Origin of the sequence: Corallococcus exercitus (assembly GCF_003611585.1) — a bacterium.
Taxonomy (GTDB): domain Bacteria; phylum Myxococcota; class Myxococcia; order Myxococcales; family Myxococcaceae; genus Corallococcus; species Corallococcus exercitus.
Map to the genome: position 1 here is coordinate 12,656 of NZ_RAVW01000004.1, position 14,386 is coordinate 27,041.

At 68.3% G+C, this 14,386-nt stretch carries 16 protein-coding genes; 5 read left to right on the plus strand and 11 right to left on the minus strand.

All coding sequences use genetic code 11. The annotated features are described in order from the left end of the window. Positions 1-13: 13 nt before the first annotated feature. Positions 14-937 (minus strand): LysR family transcriptional regulator, encoded by a 924-nt coding sequence (locus tag D7W79_RS00900; RefSeq protein WP_158616850.1) that lies wholly within the window; start codon positions 935-937, stop codon positions 14-16. A gap of 101 nt (positions 938-1,038) precedes the next feature. On the opposite strand from D7W79_RS00900, the gene D7W79_RS45610 reads away from it, so the two are divergent. After that, on the plus strand, positions 1,039-1,482 hold the full coding sequence (locus D7W79_RS45610; RefSeq protein WP_120523419.1) for a DUF4437 domain-containing protein: 444 nt from the start codon (positions 1,039-1,041) through the stop codon (positions 1,480-1,482). Between the two features lie 2 nt (positions 1,483-1,484). Here D7W79_RS45610 and D7W79_RS43450 read toward each other — a convergent pair whose 3' ends face one another. After that, positions 1,485-1,655: a hypothetical protein gene (locus D7W79_RS43450; protein ID WP_158616851.1), complete on the minus strand. Its 171-nt coding sequence runs from the start codon at positions 1,653-1,655 to the stop codon at positions 1,485-1,487. Positions 1,656-1,763: 108 nt separating this feature from the next. Then, complete coding sequence (locus D7W79_RS00910) at positions 1,764-2,171, minus strand: peptidase associated/transthyretin-like domain-containing protein (RefSeq protein WP_120523458.1); 408 nt, start codon at positions 2,169-2,171, stop codon at positions 1,764-1,766. A 143-nt stretch (positions 2,172-2,314) separates the two neighbouring features. On the opposite strand from D7W79_RS00910, the gene D7W79_RS00915 reads away from it, so the two are divergent. Further along, positions 2,315-2,722, plus strand: coding sequence for a DUF3224 domain-containing protein (locus D7W79_RS00915; RefSeq protein WP_120523420.1), 408 nt, complete (start codon positions 2,315-2,317; stop codon positions 2,720-2,722). A 1-nt stretch (position 2,723) separates the two neighbouring features. Here the strand turns inward: D7W79_RS00915 and D7W79_RS00920 are convergent, their stop codons facing one another. Then, complete coding sequence (locus tag D7W79_RS00920) at positions 2,724-4,319, minus strand: putative metal-binding motif-containing protein (RefSeq protein ID WP_208729609.1); 1,596 nt, start codon at positions 4,317-4,319, stop codon at positions 2,724-2,726. Between the two features lie 68 nt (positions 4,320-4,387). Further along, a complete protein-coding gene (locus tag D7W79_RS00925; protein WP_120523422.1) occupies positions 4,388-4,879 on the minus strand; it encodes a DUF1772 domain-containing protein in 492 nt (163 codons plus the stop codon). Positions 4,880-4,957: 78 nt separating this feature from the next. Here D7W79_RS00925 and D7W79_RS00930 point away from each other — a divergent pair, with 78 nt between their 5' ends. Next, a complete protein-coding gene (locus tag D7W79_RS00930; RefSeq protein WP_120523423.1) occupies positions 4,958-5,746 on the plus strand; it encodes a helix-turn-helix domain-containing protein in 789 nt (262 codons plus the stop codon). 3 nt (positions 5,747-5,749) lie between these two features. Here the strand turns inward: D7W79_RS00930 and D7W79_RS00935 are convergent, their stop codons facing one another. After that, positions 5,750-6,112, minus strand: coding sequence for a hypothetical protein (locus tag D7W79_RS00935; RefSeq protein ID WP_120523424.1), 363 nt, complete (start codon positions 6,110-6,112; stop codon positions 5,750-5,752). Positions 6,113-6,480: 368 nt separating this feature from the next. Between D7W79_RS00935 and D7W79_RS00940 the strand changes: the two genes are divergently transcribed. Continuing rightward, positions 6,481-7,644: a serine hydrolase domain-containing protein gene (locus D7W79_RS00940; protein ID WP_244221536.1), complete on the plus strand. Its 1,164-nt coding sequence runs from the start codon at positions 6,481-6,483 to the stop codon at positions 7,642-7,644. Between the two features lie 18 nt (positions 7,645-7,662). Here D7W79_RS00940 and D7W79_RS00945 read toward each other — a convergent pair whose 3' ends face one another. The 3 genes from D7W79_RS00945 to D7W79_RS00955 form a co-directional block, all read right to left on the minus strand. After that, complete coding sequence (locus tag D7W79_RS00945; protein ID WP_244221537.1) at positions 7,663-8,208, minus strand: tetratricopeptide repeat protein; 546 nt, start codon at positions 8,206-8,208, stop codon at positions 7,663-7,665. 58 nt (positions 8,209-8,266) lie between these two features. After that, complete coding sequence (locus tag D7W79_RS00950) at positions 8,267-9,373, minus strand: DUF1521 domain-containing protein (RefSeq protein ID WP_120523427.1); 1,107 nt, start codon at positions 9,371-9,373, stop codon at positions 8,267-8,269. Between the two features lie 159 nt (positions 9,374-9,532). Then, positions 9,533-10,834 (minus strand): hypothetical protein, encoded by a 1,302-nt coding sequence (locus D7W79_RS00955; RefSeq protein WP_120523428.1) that lies wholly within the window; start codon positions 10,832-10,834, stop codon positions 9,533-9,535. 303 nt (positions 10,835-11,137) lie between these two features. Here D7W79_RS00955 and D7W79_RS00960 point away from each other — a divergent pair, with 303 nt between their 5' ends. Then, a complete protein-coding gene (locus tag D7W79_RS00960; protein ID WP_120523429.1) occupies positions 11,138-11,770 on the plus strand; it encodes a glutathione S-transferase N-terminal domain-containing protein in 633 nt (210 codons plus the stop codon). A gap of 25 nt (positions 11,771-11,795) precedes the next feature. Here D7W79_RS00960 and D7W79_RS00965 read toward each other — a convergent pair whose 3' ends face one another. Next, positions 11,796-13,754, minus strand: coding sequence for a hypothetical protein (locus D7W79_RS00965; protein WP_147441752.1), 1,959 nt, complete (start codon positions 13,752-13,754; stop codon positions 11,796-11,798). Between the two features lie 185 nt (positions 13,755-13,939). Then, the gene (locus D7W79_RS00970) at positions 13,940-14,371 is read right to left on the minus strand and encodes a helix-turn-helix domain-containing protein (RefSeq protein ID WP_120523431.1); all 432 of its coding nucleotides are present in this window, start codon (positions 14,369-14,371) and stop codon (positions 13,940-13,942) included. Positions 14,372-14,386 lie beyond the last annotated feature (15 nt).

Here is a 14,386-nt window from a genome sequence, read left to right on the forward strand (position 1 = left end):
GGGTGGGACGCCCTCACCGCGCGCGCTTCTTCCGGGGCCTGGCGGGAGGCTTCGCGAGCGCCTCCGCCTGCGCCCCGATGGTCCGCGCCAGGAAGTCCGCCACCGCGCGCACCCGCGCGTTGTGGGCCAGGTCCTCGTGGAAGACCAGCCACACGGTCCGCTCCAGTTCCGGCAGCGCGTCACGCAGCGGGACCAACTCCGCGTGCAGGTGGCCGAAGTACGCCGGCAGGAGCGCCACGCCCAGCCCCTCGCGCGCGGCCTGGAGCAGCCCCAGGATGGACGTGAGCCGCACCGCGACGGTGGCCTTCGCCGCGTGCACGTCCAGCCACTTCGACTCCGGCCAGCGCCGCGAGTCCTGCGCATAGCCCACCACCGCGTGCCCCTGGAGGCCCGCGTCGAAGCGCACCGGCCCCCGGCGGGCGAGGTACGCCTTCGACGCGAAGGGCACGACCCCAATGGCAGCCACCTTCCGGGCCCGCAGTGACGCCTCCTGTGGCCGGACCAGGCGGATGGCGATGTCCGCCTCGCGGCGCACGAGCGACAGGGCCTCGTAACCAGAGAGCAGCTGCAATTCGATTTCAGGGTGCCGCTCCTGGAAGCCCGCCAGCCACGGCATCACGTTGTGGACCAGGAACGAGTCCGTCGCGGTGACCGTCACCGGCCCGGAAGGGCGCAGGTCCTCACCGCTGGCCAGCCGCTCCACCCGCAGCGCCTCCGCCTCCACGGCCTCCGCGGCGGGCAGGATGCGCAGCGCCACCGCCGTGGGCCGCAGGCCCGTGGGGGTCCGGTCGAAGAGGCGTGCGCCCAGCTCCTTCTCCAGCACGGCCAGCCGCCGCCCCACGGTGGTCTGGTCCACCTTCAACCGCCGCGCCGCCGCGGAGAGGTTGCCCTCCCTCGCGATGGCCAGGAAGTGCCGCAGGTCGCTCCATTCGGGCATGGTCTGCATTCTTGCAGAAGCGGTCTGCGCAAACGGGCATTTTCGCAGACCCGCCTCGCGGTCATCCTCCCTGGCGTTTCCTTCCACCGAGGAGTCCCACCGTGAAGACCCTGCCCAAGCTCGTCGCCGCCGTCGCCGTCGTGTCCGCGTTCACCTTCGCCGCCGCCAAGGGCAAGGAGTCCGCCGCGTTCCAGCAGACCGCCTATGACAAGCTCACCTGGACGGAGATGATGCCCGGCGGCCCGTCCGTGCACGTCCTCTGGGGCGACATGAAGAAGGGCCCGTACGCCCTGCTGATGAAGTTCCCCGCCGGGTTCGACTCCGGGCCGCACACGCACTCCGCCGACTATCACGGCGTGCTGGTGAAAGGCCGCATGACGAACACCAGCGAGGGCGCCGCGGAGGCCGGCGCCGTGGAGGCGGGCAGCACCTGGGACCAGCCCGGCAAGGTGGTGCACCGCAACCAGTGCGCGAAGGACGCCGAGTGCGTGGTGCTCATCGCCCAGGACAAGCCCTTCGACTTCGCGCCCGCCAAGGCGAAGTAGGCTCAGCGCGAGTCGCGGCGCTTCTGCTGCCGGGCGAACTCCGCCCGCAGCGCGCCGCCAATGCGCTTGCCCGTCACCTTCGTGGACTTGCGGATCTTCTCGTAGTCCTTCGTCTGCTGGATGTAGCCACCCCGGTGCTTCTTCGAGGTGGTGTCCTTCGGAGGCTGGAACATCGGCAGGGCTCCCGTGCGGGTGGATGGGCCGCAGCCACCTGAAGATGCATCACGTCCCGGAGGGTTGCCATCTCTCCAGGACGGAGCACGGCCGGGCAGGCGGGCGCGTCAGACCTGGATGCCCACCACCAGGCTGGCCGCGTAGCCGTCCGTGGTGTTGCCCGTCACGGTCGCCAGCTGGGTGGACGCGCCGTCGCTGAACACGTTGTCGCGGGAGAGGGAGATCTGCCCCAGGTTGCGGACGCTCTGCGAATAGCCAGACGTCGCGTAGACCGCGTCGCGGATGTCCTCCGGCAGGGCCAGCTGGGACGTGGCCACCTTGTTGCGCGAGGAGGAGGTCGCCTCCACCGAGGGGTAGATTTCGAAGTGGATGTGCGGCCAGCGGCCGCTGTAGCAGGCGGGGAAGATGCGGGTGAAGGCCATCCAGCGCAGCAGCTCCCGCCGGTCCGTGCGCTTCGCCAGGACCCGCAGGTCCTGCTGGAGTCCGTGGTGGTGATTCCGTTCGTCGTCGCTCATGCGCATACCCCCCTTGGAGTGACGACGACGGTAGGGCAAAGGTCTTAAGCGAATCCCAAGGCCCGGGAGCTGACGCGTTTTTGCAATCCAGGGGCGGGCTCCGGGCGTATGTGTCCGCCCATCCAGCAAGGGAGCAGGCACCCATGACGAAGCGCGCGAACGGCCCTTTCGACGTCAAGCTCACCCCCATGGCACCGGAGGCCGGAGTGGTGGAGGGGGCTCCGGGCCGGATGGCGCTCGACAAGCGCTTTCATGGAGCGCTGGAGGCCACGAGCCAGGGACAGATGCTCGCGGTGCGGACGGCGGTGGAGGGGTCCGCCGGGTACGTCGCGATGGAGCGCGTCAGCGGGACGCTGGACGGCCGCAGCGGCACCTTCGCGCTCCAGCACTTCGGGGTGATGACGCGCGGCGCGCCCCACCTCGTCATCTCCGTGGTGCCGGACTCCGGAACCGGCGAGCTGACGGGGCTCGCCGGATCCATGACCATCGACATCGCCCCGGGCGGGAAGCACTCCTACGACTTCCAGTACACCCTCCCGGACAAGGCGTGACTCAGGGAGCGCAGTAGCGGACCGCCTGGAGGGTGTGCGCCATCGGGCTCTCGGTGGACGTCATCACGAGCGCCCCCATCCAGTTGTCCTGAAGCTCCTCCAGCATGACCCACTGCGCGTACCGGTGCAGGGGCAGCAGGTCGGGCCCGGGCGACAGGTCCTTCGGGACGCCGCCCTGCCCCAGGGCCCAGAACCGTCCCCGCCACCGGAACCAGGAATCGCCGCCCTGCGGATCCGTGGACACGGAGAGCCACGCTGCCTGGAGGCCCCGAGACGTCACCGCGGTTCCGAACCAGGGGGCCTCCCCCGGGGTCGTCACGGCCAGGGCCCTGGAGTTCACTTCCCCGAAGAGGTTGCCCAGGACCTTCAGCACGCGGTCACTGCCCTGCGGACCGCGCAGCACGATGGCCGGCGACTCCAGCGCATCGCCCGCCGCGGCCCCCAGGTCCACGAGCCGGGTCTCCGGGTTCGCATCCGCGGGGAAGGTCTGCTCCTCCCCCACGGGCTGGAGGGCGTTGTCGAAGCGCTGGAGACGCAACAGGCCCTCGGAAGCGCCTTCCTTGATCTCCTGGGCCAGGACCACGAAGCCACCGTCCCGCAGCCCCATCACGTCCACACCGTAGAGAACCTTGTCCTCGGCGAGCGGCCGCATCAGGACACGGGGTGAGACCACGCCCTGACCGTCCAGTCCCGTGAGCGTGCCCCACAGCTCACGGCCACCGAAGACGATCCCGGAGGTGTCCCGCCAGGCCGCGAAGACCTGGGTCCCGTCCGCCGAAACGGCCGCCGCGGTGGCCCTGTCTCCCACCGGCTGGTCGAAGAGGAGCGCGCCGGCCTCGGGCTCGCCCTCCCTGGGCACGCGGTGGCCCTGCTCATCCAGGAGGATGAGGTGTCCCCGGGTATGGTCGTGGCCCGGTCCCGCGGACGAGTAGTACAGCGCGGGCCCCTGGGACGTGCGCAGCAACCGGGTGCTCACCGAGTCCAGCGCGAGCATGTCGTCCATCACCTCGACCGGTACCTCCGTGATGCCCGGTGACGTCAGCGTGGTGTCCAGCCGGATGACCCGGGCCACCGCCTGCCGGTCGAACACCACCGCCAGCATGCCGTCCGTCACCCGGAGGCTGCTGATCCGGCCCGAGTGCGGAGGCAGCCCCAGCGACGCGACCTGCGACCAGGACGGCGGATCCGTCACCCCGTCACAATCATTGTCCAGACCATCGCAGCGCGTCTCCGCGGCCTCGTAGCTGGCGCCGTACGAGCGCGCGGTGCACACCGGCTCGTAGGCCCCATCCACCACGGCGCGCCGGGCGCCCGCGCAGATGCCCTGCGTCCGCTCACAGGGAAGGGGTTCGCCCAGGGAGCCCGCATCCGTGCCGGCATCCACCTGCGTGCCACCGCCGTCCACCTGCGTGCCACCGTCATTCCCTTGCGTGCCACCGTCACCGGAGGTCCCCGCGTCGACGGTCCCTGCATCGACGGTCCCCGCATCCGCAGACGGCTTCGTGGGCGGATCCGAATCCCCACACCCGCCGAGCATCCCGCTGCCCACCGCGAACACCACCGCCCAAAGCCTTGCCTTGCGCATCCGCACTTCCATCATCCCCTCTTTGGCGGAACGACGTTTGGCTCCGCCAGGGCAAGAGCCTAATTCATAAGGCTCTCAAATCATGCATTTCCTTTCACGCGCAGCCATGAAAGGGCTTGAAGGGCCGCGAACCACGCTCCCGCCGCCAGCGCATGGCGCAGGTGGTTCATCCGCGCCCACCGCAGCGCGGTCTCCACGGCGGCCGGAGAGTCCGCGGACTGCATCAGCCGCATCATCGTGGGGATGAAGTACGCGAAGGTCAGCAGCCGGTCCGCGAGCGCCACCAGCGCGGCCCCCAGCCACCAGGCGCGCAGCGGCCCCGTGGCCTGCGTGGCGAAGTAGAGGCTCGCCAGGGTGAGCAGCGTCAGCGGCCCCGTGTTCACGAGCCCCCAGAAGCGCCGGCCCACGTCATCCTGCCGCGCCGCCTCCGCGGACCAGTGCGCGCCCGTGGCGTCCAGCCAGCGGGGAAGCGAGATGCGGTGCTCATAGAGCCCCGCGCCGAACGCGACGCCCAGGTTCAGCACGAAGAGCCACAACAGGATTTCCGCCGCGGAGGGCTTCAGGTTCATCATGGGGACAGCATGCGTCCCGGGCGCGTGAGCGTCTTTCGTGCCCTTGTGCTGTTTTTCTCGTTCTTGCGGTGTTCCCCCATGACTCCCCGGCACTCCCTCCTCGCCCAGATTGGCGCAGACATCGTCCGCTTCCAGGAAGCCTCCGCGGAGTTCGACGCGGCCGTGGGAGAGGTGCTCGCGCTCGGCCGCGCGGAGCTGACGTGCCTGGCGCAGCTGCACTTCGGAGGCCCCGCGCCCCTGAGCGCGGTCGCGCGAGGCGCCGACGTGGAGCGGCTGGAGCTCGCCGGCTACGTCCAGCGGGAAGGCACCGGAAATGGCAGGCGGCTCGCGCTCACCGGGCATGCGCGTGAATGGATTGAAAACCTCTGGGGGCCCGTCCAGGCGGATGCCGTCCAATTGATGTCACCCTTGCCGGACGCGGAGCTGAAGGTCATTGCCCGCTTCCTGAGCGACGCGCGGACGTCGCAGGACCGCCATGCCGCCCGCGTGGCGAAGCTGCTCCAGGAGCCAGGAGGCACGCGGGCCGCGCGGAGGCGAGGGGGCCTCTCCGCCGCCGCGCTCCATCGCGTGCGACTCTTCATCGAAGCGCACCTCGCGCGGAGGATCCGCGTGGGTGAGCTGGCCCAGCGCTCCGGCCTGAGCGTGTTCTATTTCACCCGCGCCTTCCGTCAGTCCATGGGCATGACGCCACATGCCTACGTGCAGCAGCGGAGGGTGGAGCGGGCGCGCGGCCTGTTGAGCCACACGGCCCGCTCCCTCGGAGACATCGCCCTGGAGGTCGGCTTCAGCTCACAGAGTCACTTCACCACGGTGTTCCGCCGGGTGACGGGCCTGACTCCCGCCGTCGTGCGGCGCGGGGGCCGCTGACCGCTACGAGCAGGTCTTCAGGCACCGCGGCGGGTTCGTGTTGGGAGGCGTCGTGTAGGTGCCCCCGCAGATGTAGTACTGCGTCGTGCCGCATCTGGCGTACCACTGCGCGGTGCTGCCGGAGCCGGCCTTGTACTGGGTGCAGTCCCAGTAGCTCCACTTGATGCCCCCGGGACAACTCGCGTCGGAGAAGCCACCCGACGCGAAGTCCAGGCACCCGGCGACCGCCGAGCCCTGCGGACACACGGCCTGCTCGGTGGAGCCGAGCGGCTCCTCCGCTCCGGCCTCGTCCAGCGCGCCACCACAGGCGGAAGCGAGCGCCATCACGGCACCCAGGCACAGCGGACGCACGATGCACTTCAACATGGACTGCCCCCTCGTTCATGCAAGGCCTGCCAACGCGACAGGTGGCGGGCACCCTACGTGTCTCGAAAAGCCGCGGGGATTAAACGCGGTTAAATCCACCGCCGGCCCGCAAGCATTTGCGCTCCAGCGGGAGCCCCCGTGACGGCGGTCTCCCAAGGCGACGAGTCCCCCTGCGGCGCCAATCACGCGTTCCAATGCAAGGACGCGGGCGGGCGGACTGAATCTCCACCCACCCGGTGACACCGCCGGGGGACGCCGGTGTTCCATCCGCCGGCCGGAAAGCGCCGGCCCTTCCCTCACAGGAGATGGAACCCATGGCTGTCCTGCACCGCGGACTGCGGGTTGGTATGGCATTGCTCGCGAGCTTCATGACTCCCGCCTGCGGGCCGGAGGCGCAGGTGGGGACCGGGCTGGAGGTGGGCGAGCTGGGGCTGGAGGTGGATCAGGCGCCCCTGCCGCCCCTGAACCGCGAGGCGCTGCGTCAGGCCATCGCGGGGCTGCCGAACGCGGAGGTGTCCGGCGCCCTGGTCCGGGTGAGCGGCGCGGACGGCCGTTGGCTGGGGACGTCCGGAGTGGCTGACGTCCGCACCGGGGCCCCGGTGCCCGCGGACGCGCACTTCCGCATTGGCAGCATGACGAAGACGTTCACGGCCACCGTCGTGCTGCAGCTGGCCGCGGAGGGCCGCGTGGACCTGGACCGGCCCGTCCAGGACTACCTGCCGCGCCTGCTGCCCGCGGGCGTCTACGCGCCCATTACCGTGCGCCAGCTGCTCAACCACACCCACGGCCTGCCCGGCGTGCCGGTGCCCCAGAAGGACCCGGAGTGGTTCCTCGAGAACCGGTTCCGTCGCTTCAGCCCCCGCGAGCTCGTCTCGCTGTCCCTCCCGCCGGGCCCGCGCTTCGCCCCGGGCACGCGGCAGGAGTACGGCAACATCGGCTACATCGTCGCGGGGCTGCTCATCGAACAGGTGACGGGCCGCCCCTACGGGGACGCGGTGCGGGAGCGCATCCTCCGGCCCCTGCACCTGCGGGACACCTTCGTGCCCGGCAACGACGTGACGATTCCCGGGCGTCATGCGCATGGCTACGAGGAGGTCGCTCCCGAGGACGGGCAGTGCCCGGAGGGCGCCATCCCCTACGGCACGCGCTGCCTGGTGGACGTCACCGAGGCCAGCCAGTCCGTCCCCTGGGCCGCCGGAGAGATGATCTCCACCGCCGAGGACCTGGACCGCTTCCTCGTCGCGCTCTTCCAGGGCCGGCTGTTGCCGCGCAAGCAGCTGGAGGAGCTGTTCACCGTCCCGGCCCTGCCCGGCGCCAGCTACAGCGCGGGCCTCACGCGCTACGACATCCACGGCGTCATCTTCTGGGGCAAGAGCGGCGACCGGCACGGCTACAACAACGGGATGGGCGCCACGCGGGACCTGCGCCGGCGCCTCGTCTACTCGGTCAACACGCTCCACATGGGAGGGGACCAGCCGGCCATCGCCGCGCGCATCATCACGGCGGCCCTGCAGGGGCCCTCCCAGCCTTGAGAGGGCCCTGAAAGGCGCCTACTTCTTCGCGGCGGGCGTCGCCTTCGCCTGCTCCGCCTGCTTCTTCAGGGCGAGCAGCGTCCCGCGGGCCCGCTGCGTGGACTTGCGGCGCAGGCCGGGGTCGTACTCGATGGCCTTGCCCAGGTCCTTCAGCCCTTCGGCCACCTTGCCGCGCCGCAGGAAGATCTCCCCGCGGCCCACCAGGGCGTCCACGTTGGAGCTGTTGAAGCGCAGGGCCTGGTCGTACGCCTCGAAGGCGTCGTCCACCCGGTCCACCGTCATGTACGCGGCGCCCAGCTGCGCGCGGAACACCGTGTCGTGCGGCGCGGCGGCCACCAGGCCCTCGAAGATCTGGAGCGCGACCTTCGTGCGGCCCGCCTGGAGCATCTGGTGCCCCGTGGCGGCGTACTTGTAGAGCCGCTCGTTCGACAGCCCGAGGAACTGGCCCAGCGTGACCTCTCCCCGGATGAGCTCCTCCGTCAGCGGCGGCCCATCCTTCGGCCCGTCCTTGGGAGACTCGGCCTTGCTGCTTGTGGCCTTGCTGCTTGCGGCCTTGCTGCTCACGGGCACCTCACGCCGGGGGGCCTTGTGCAAGCGCCCCCCCGAACACAGCGGGTTACTGTCAGACGAACAGGTTCCGCTTGACGATATCATTCAAGCGGCCGACGTCGTCGAGCGCGCCGAACATGCTCTTCACGCTGTCGAAGGCCTTCTGGATGCCCTCGCGGTGCTCGTCCTTGTTGTACTTGCCCAGGTCGTCGTTGCCCGTGAACGGGTTGAAGCCCAGCGCCTGGGTGTTGCCCAGCGCGTTGAAGGTCTTGGTGACGGCCTCGGTGGCCTTGCTCAGCGCGTTGTCGCGGGTCGCGTCGAAGGTCGCCTTGTTGAACGTGGCGGAGCTCGTCTTGCCGTCCGAGCTGGAGATGGCCTTCTCGCTCAGCGTCATGAAGTCGCCGGTCTTGAACTTGTCCACCGTGCCGTCATTGCCCGTCACCTCGCGGCCGCCGTAGGACCAGGAGGCCGTGGAGTCACCCATGTTCAGGCGGTCGCTGAAGTGCTTGGTGGTGAAGTCCGCGGAGGTCTCCCACCCGTCCTTCGTGATGGGGCCGACCTTGCCCTTGCCCTTGTCCACGTCCGTGACCTGCACGTGGTCGTCGCCGCAGGTGATGTCCAGCTTGCCCGTCACCGTCATGCCGTTGCCGTACGGGACGCAGCCCACGTGGATCTGCGTGCCGTCACCCAGCACGAAGGTGGTGTCGCGCTTGAAGTCGAACTTGCCACCGTCGCTCTCGTCGACGTGCGGGTCGCCCCAGATGCGGGTGCTCTTGCCGTCCGGGCCGGAGATCTTCCACTCCTGCGTGCCCAGCTGCTCGATCTTGTAGCCGCCCGGCGTGGTGATGACGCCGTTGTTGTCCACCTTGAGCTTGTCCGCGGGGCGCATCTGCGCCTCCCACTTCGGCGCCTCCGACGGGAAGGCCCCGTTCGTCGCGGTCTGCTGCGACTCCGCCGAGGGCTGCTGGCTGGTCACGAACGCGCTGCCGTCCGCCGTCTTCGCGGGCGCCGGCTGCGCGGCCGCCTGCTTCAGCTGCGCATCGATGTGCGACAGCGCCTCGTTGGCGGTCGCCTGGATGAGCTTGAGGTTCTTCGCCAGCTCCGCCTCGCTCAGACCGGGAGCGTTGGTGGTGGTCGGGAGGACGCGCGCGTTGTTGCCGGTGGAGGTGATGCCCGCCATGTTTTCCCCTCGGTGATGAGCGCGCCCCAGGAGGCGCGGGGTGTCTGAAACGGGATTATCCAGCGGCCCCGATCAGAAGTTGTGCCTACATGGCGAATTCCAGCAGGGCGGGAAGCGGGGCGCCAGTCCCCAGGGCGGGCTGGCGCCATCCCCTCGAAACTACTGGTTATCCAGGGCGATGCGCAGGCCGGTGATGAAGGCGTACTTGATGGCGGTGGCGCCCTGCTTGTCCTTCACCATCTCGTCGGCCTTCTTCATCCAGGCGTTGATTTCCGCCTGGTTGGGGGGCCGGGAGTTGGGCCCCAGGACCTCGCGGAAGGCCTCGGTGAGGAGCCGGGTCAGCGTGGCCCGGTCCGTCTTGTCCAGGCCGTCGCGCACCTCGCGCATCATGGACGGCAGGGTGTTCTTCACGCCCACGGCACTCATCTTCTGGTCGTCCACCAGCTTCTTGGCTTCCTTCTCCCAGTGGGCCAGCTGGTCCTTGTCGGGGGGCTTGTTGAAGATGGCCGTGTAGGCTTCCGTCGCCAGCCGCTTCAGGGTGGCGGCGTCCGTCTTGTCCAGGCCGTCACGCACCTCGCGCATCATGGCGGGCAGCGTGTTCTTCACGCCGACGGCGTTCATCTTGTTCTCGTCCACCAGCTTCTTCGCTTCCTTCTCCCAGCGGGCCAGCTGGTCCTTCTTGGGGGGCTCGCCGAAGATGGCCGTGTAGGCTTCCGTCGCCAGCTTGCTCAAGGTGGCGGCGTCCGTCTTGTCCAGGCCGTCACGCACGTCGCGCATCATGGAAGGCAGCGTGGTCTTCACGCCGGTGGCGCTCATCTTCTCGTCGTCCACCAGCTTCTTGGCCTCCTTTGCCCAGTGGGCCAGTTCCTTGTCGTCGGGCCAGCGGTCGAAGACGGACTTGAAGGTGTCCTTCGCCAGCTTGCTCAGCGCGGCGGGGTCGGTCTTGTCCAGGCCGTCGCGCACCTCGCGCATCATGGACGGCAGGTTGTATTTGATGGAGATGGCGTCCATCCCCTTGTCCGCCAGCTTCTGGGCCTCGTTCGCCCACCGGTTGAGCTCGTCGTCACCCGGAGCCCGGTTGAAGATGGTCTTGAAGGTCTCACCCGCCAGGCTGCGCAGCTCGGAGGCGCTGGGCTTCACGGCGGTGCCGGCCTGGATGTCGCGGAGCTTCGCGATGACGGCGTACTTGATCTCCGTCGCGTTCTTGCCCTTCCCGGCGAGTTCATTCGCGAGGGCGAGCATCTCCCTGCGCTCGTTGCCCGAAGGAACGCGGCCAATCTGCGTGTAGGCCTCCGACACCTTGTCGTTGATGGCCTTCGCGCTGGGGCGGCTGTCAGGCAGCAGCGGGCCCGTGGGCGTGGGGGCTGCCTGCGCCGTGACGTAGCTGGTGCGGGCCACGTCCGCCGTCGGCGCCGCCGCGGGGGTCGCCGCCACCGCCTGCGGGGCGGTCAACTGCTGCAAGCCCTGTAGGAATTGGAGTTCCGTTGCCTGTCCAGACTTCGCGGGCGTCTGGGTCTGGGTATTGGAAGGAACAGCATTGAGCGCGCGCTCGGTAACTTTCACGGAATCTCCTTGGGACCAGCGGGAGTCCTCCCCCGTCTTCGATTATCCAAGGATACCCTGGAAAGTTTCCACAAGCACCAGAACCGGAAATTTCTACAGGAAATGCAAAGAAAATCAGCGTCTGGCTTCTGCCAGCAGGCGACGGCCTCATCGGTCCGTGGTGCAGTAGCCTTCCAAGCCATTTCGTCCCAGGGGCCCTGCATGTCCGCGCTCGACAGACCCGTCCTCATCGGCCGCTCCAGCTCGCACTTCACGCGAATCGCGCGGCTCTTCGCCGCGGAGCTGCGCGTCGACCATTCCTTCCAGGTGCTGAAGGATCTGCTGTCCACCGACCCGGCGGACTACGGCGGCAACCCCGCGCTCCGGATCCCCGTCCTGAAGACCTCCCGAGGCGCCTGGTTCGGCGCGCTCAATGTCTCCCGGGAGCTGTGGCGCCAGTCCAATCCCAGGCTCCGCGTGGTGTGGCCGGAGGACCTGGACGTGCCGCTCCTCGCGAACGTGCAGGAGCTCACCCTGCAAGCCATGGCGACGGAGGTGACGCTGGTCATGGAGAAGATGGCCGGCGGCGGTGAGGGGACGACCCACGCCCTCAAGCTGCGCAAGTCCCTGCTCAACATGATGGCGTGGTTGGAGGAGCACGCGAGCGCCGCGCTCGCCGCCCTCCCGCCCGACCGCGACCTGAGCTACCTGGAGGTCACGCTCTTCTGCCTCGTGACCCACCTGGAGTTCCGGGACGTGTTGCCCACCGCCCCCTATGCCGCGCTGAACCGCTTCTGCCAGCAGTTCGCGCAGCGGCCCTCCGCCAGCGGGACCGCCTTCCGGTTCGACACCTGACGCGGACCGGGAACAGGCCCGCGCTTCAGTCCTTGTTGAGGCCCTTGAACTTGAAGCGCGCGGGCGTGTGCCAGGGGAACAGCGGGCGGTCCAGCGCCACGACCTTGGGGTCCATCAATCCCAGCAGGTAATACATGGAGCGGACGCGGCCAATCTTGGTCTTGACCACGTCGCCATAGGCCTCTTCATCCAGGTCCTTGTTGCGAACCAGGCCCCCTGGCTGACTGCCCCCGAGCGTGGTGCCTGTCGACTGCATGATGACATTGTTGTCATCAAAGGCATCAAACCCGCTTTTGAGCGACAGCTTCTTCCTGGGCTCGCTCTGGGTGTTGAGGGTCAGCTCCGTCAGCCAGGTGCCGCTCTCCCGGCTCTGGTCCACGCCTCCCGTGTTCTTGGTGACGCTGCGGAAGCCCAGCTCGACGGTCGCGCACCAGGGACACGTCTCCTTGGGACGGTTGCTGAACGGGCCCGCGTCACTCAACCCCTCATAGGGGAAGCAGACTTCGACATCGCAGCCGTCACCAAAGTAGGACGACGCGCAGATCAACGCCGCGGGCTCGGCACAGTTGAACGAATGCCAGTAGCAGATCCAGAGGTCGACGCCCTGCGTGGTGCGAGGCTGAAGGAGGGCGGCCTCCAGGTGCTTGCTGTCCTTGCTCTCCCGGAAGGAGACATAGCTCATGAGCGCCTGACGCGAGGGCTTCCGCAAACGCAGCAGCTCGCGGGCCCGGTATTGGATCGCGCAGACGTTGGTCCGCTGGAGCATGGTTTCGTAGTTCGTGACGAGCACCTTCTCGATATCGAACTGGGTCTGCTCCGCCACCCGTCGCACGCCATCGACCTCCATCAGCTCCTTCTTGCGCTTGTCGAGAAGCGCCTTCTCCTTCTTGAGCGCGAGGTACTCCTCGGAGTCCTTCGCGAACTTGTTCATCTCCGTGTTCTTTTCCAGCACTGCCTTGGAGGCCGGCCCGACGTCTTCATGCGCCTTGAACTCGAACTTCTTGGTGTAGGGCTCGAGGGTGAGGCTCGTGGGCAGGCCCAGGTGCCGGCAGGTCTTCTCGAAGAACCCCAGGTTGGGCTTTGCCTCGGTGACCCCCGACAGCCCCAGGACGGGGATGTAGAGGGTCCTGCCATTGCGCTCATGCCGGGTCCACGAGACGCAGATGCAGCCCACCGCGGAGGCCAGGGGGTCCTCCCCCTCCATCCTCTTCTTCTTGGGCATCAACAGGCGGGTCAGCGCCGAAGGGGTGTCCCCCAGCAGCTCGTACTTCTGCATCAATGCGTCCGTGGTCTGCTTCGCGGTCGTGTCGAAGAAGGGGACGCCGGTGCTGTCGACCCAATCCTTCTCGGGGAAGACGGCCCCCAGGGCCGTACCGCGCGGACTGACGATGAAGCCGTGATTCATCAACCTGTTTCGAATGGGCTCGTAATACGCAAGCTTGGCCACTTCCTTGAGCTGGTTCGACGACCCCTTGTCCGAGCTCGTATTGGCCTTGCTCGCCTTGCGGAACTCTTTTGACACCTCGCCCTTGTCCACCGGCCCCTCGTGGTGCCAATCCATCTGCTCACACAGGGAGGCAATGCTTTCCTCGGCGTACTGGAGCTCGTTTGCCCTCATCTGCTCGAGGGTCTTGAGCGTGAACACCAGCACGTCCTCGGAGAGGTCGTGGCCCTGCTTCACCTTCAGGACTTCGTACGCCAGTTTCTTGTCGAGCTTGAGCTCGGACACCCGGACCGCGTACGCCTTCAGGTTCTCGATGGCTTCCTCGATGCTCCTGCAGGTCCGGTAGAAGCGGCTGAAGTCCGCCAGGAATGCGGCTTGCTGAGAGGACTCGTAGGTCTTGTCCCTCCTCTTCAGGAAGTCGCCGAGCCGCTGACCGCTGACGTGCTTGGGAACCTCCTGCGAACCCGTCCGCAGCCAGTCCATCAGCGAATCCGGATCGAGGGCGACGGTGCGGGTTGAGTCCTTGAGTTGAACTGGCATGGGAACAACGCTCGCATGCCCGTCACGAGCCTGTCAAAGCACTGAAATCATTGGACAAACCGTGCCGGACCCATGAGGTCGGGCCCCTGCTCGCGGAGCAGGGGGGCGACGGCTGGGGACCCCCAGCGGGTCTTCCTTAAAGCCATCATCGCGCCATCGCGTCACGCTGCCTGCTCCTCCGGAACTCACCTGGGAGGTAAGCGTTTGCGGCTTCGCGCGCCCGTCGCGCCTGACGCGGCGCCCCGCAGGAGCCGGCGGAAGGTGGGGCATTCCATGTGGCTCGCCGCGGGACAGGCCGCCGCGTGACGGAGGCCGTCGCGCATCGCGCTCAGCTCGCGGATGGTCTTGTCCAACTGCTCCGCCTTCGCTGAGAGCATCCGCCGGTCGATGCGCGGCCGTCCGTCCGGCGCGAACATGCGCGCGATCTCCTCGAGCGAGAAGCCGGCGGCGCGCCCCATCGCGATCAGCGCCAGCCGCTCCAGCACGTCAGCGTCGAACAGGCGGCGCAGGCCCCGCCTGCCCACGGAAGCAATCAACCCCTTCTCTTCATAGAACCGCAGCGTCGAGGCCGGAACGCCGGAGCGCCGCGCCACCTCTGTGATGTCCAGTGCGTTCACCCTCTTGACCTCAAG

What these genes read in the sequence shown, in the direction of transcription:
- D7W79_RS00950 (WP_120523427.1), bottom strand. Translation starts at nt 9,373, where the DNA reads ATGGCGGGCATCACCTCCACCGGCAACAACGCGCGCGTCCTCCCGACC.
- D7W79_RS00940 (WP_244221536.1), top strand. Translation starts at nt 6,481, where the DNA reads ATGACTCCCGCCTGCGGGCCGGAGGCGCAGGTGGGGACCGGGCTGGAG.
- D7W79_RS00925 (WP_120523422.1), bottom strand. Translation starts at nt 4,879, where the DNA reads ATGATGAACCTGAAGCCCTCCGCGGCGGAAATCCTGTTGTGGCTCTTC.
- D7W79_RS00915 (WP_120523420.1), top strand. Translation starts at nt 2,315, where the DNA reads ATGACGAAGCGCGCGAACGGCCCTTTCGACGTCAAGCTCACCCCCATG.
- D7W79_RS00920 (WP_208729609.1), bottom strand. Translation starts at nt 4,319, where the DNA reads ATGGAAGTGCGGATGCGCAAGGCAAGGCTTTGGGCGGTGGTGTTCGCG.
- D7W79_RS00910 (WP_120523458.1), bottom strand. Translation starts at nt 2,171, where the DNA reads ATGAGCGACGACGAACGGAATCACCACCACGGACTCCAGCAGGACCTG.
- D7W79_RS00900 (WP_158616850.1), bottom strand. Translation starts at nt 937, where the DNA reads ATGCCCGAATGGAGCGACCTGCGGCACTTCCTGGCCATCGCGAGGGAG.
- D7W79_RS00960 (WP_120523429.1), top strand. Translation starts at nt 11,138, where the DNA reads ATGTCCGCGCTCGACAGACCCGTCCTCATCGGCCGCTCCAGCTCGCAC.
- D7W79_RS43450 (WP_158616851.1), bottom strand. Translation starts at nt 1,655, where the DNA reads ATGTTCCAGCCTCCGAAGGACACCACCTCGAAGAAGCACCGGGGTGGC.
- D7W79_RS00935 (WP_120523424.1), bottom strand. Translation starts at nt 6,112, where the DNA reads ATGTTGAAGTGCATCGTGCGTCCGCTGTGCCTGGGTGCCGTGATGGCG.
- D7W79_RS00930 (WP_120523423.1), top strand. Translation starts at nt 4,958, where the DNA reads ATGACTCCCCGGCACTCCCTCCTCGCCCAGATTGGCGCAGACATCGTC.
- D7W79_RS00965 (WP_147441752.1), bottom strand. Translation starts at nt 13,754, where the DNA reads ATGCCAGTTCAACTCAAGGACTCAACCCGCACCGTCGCCCTCGATCCG.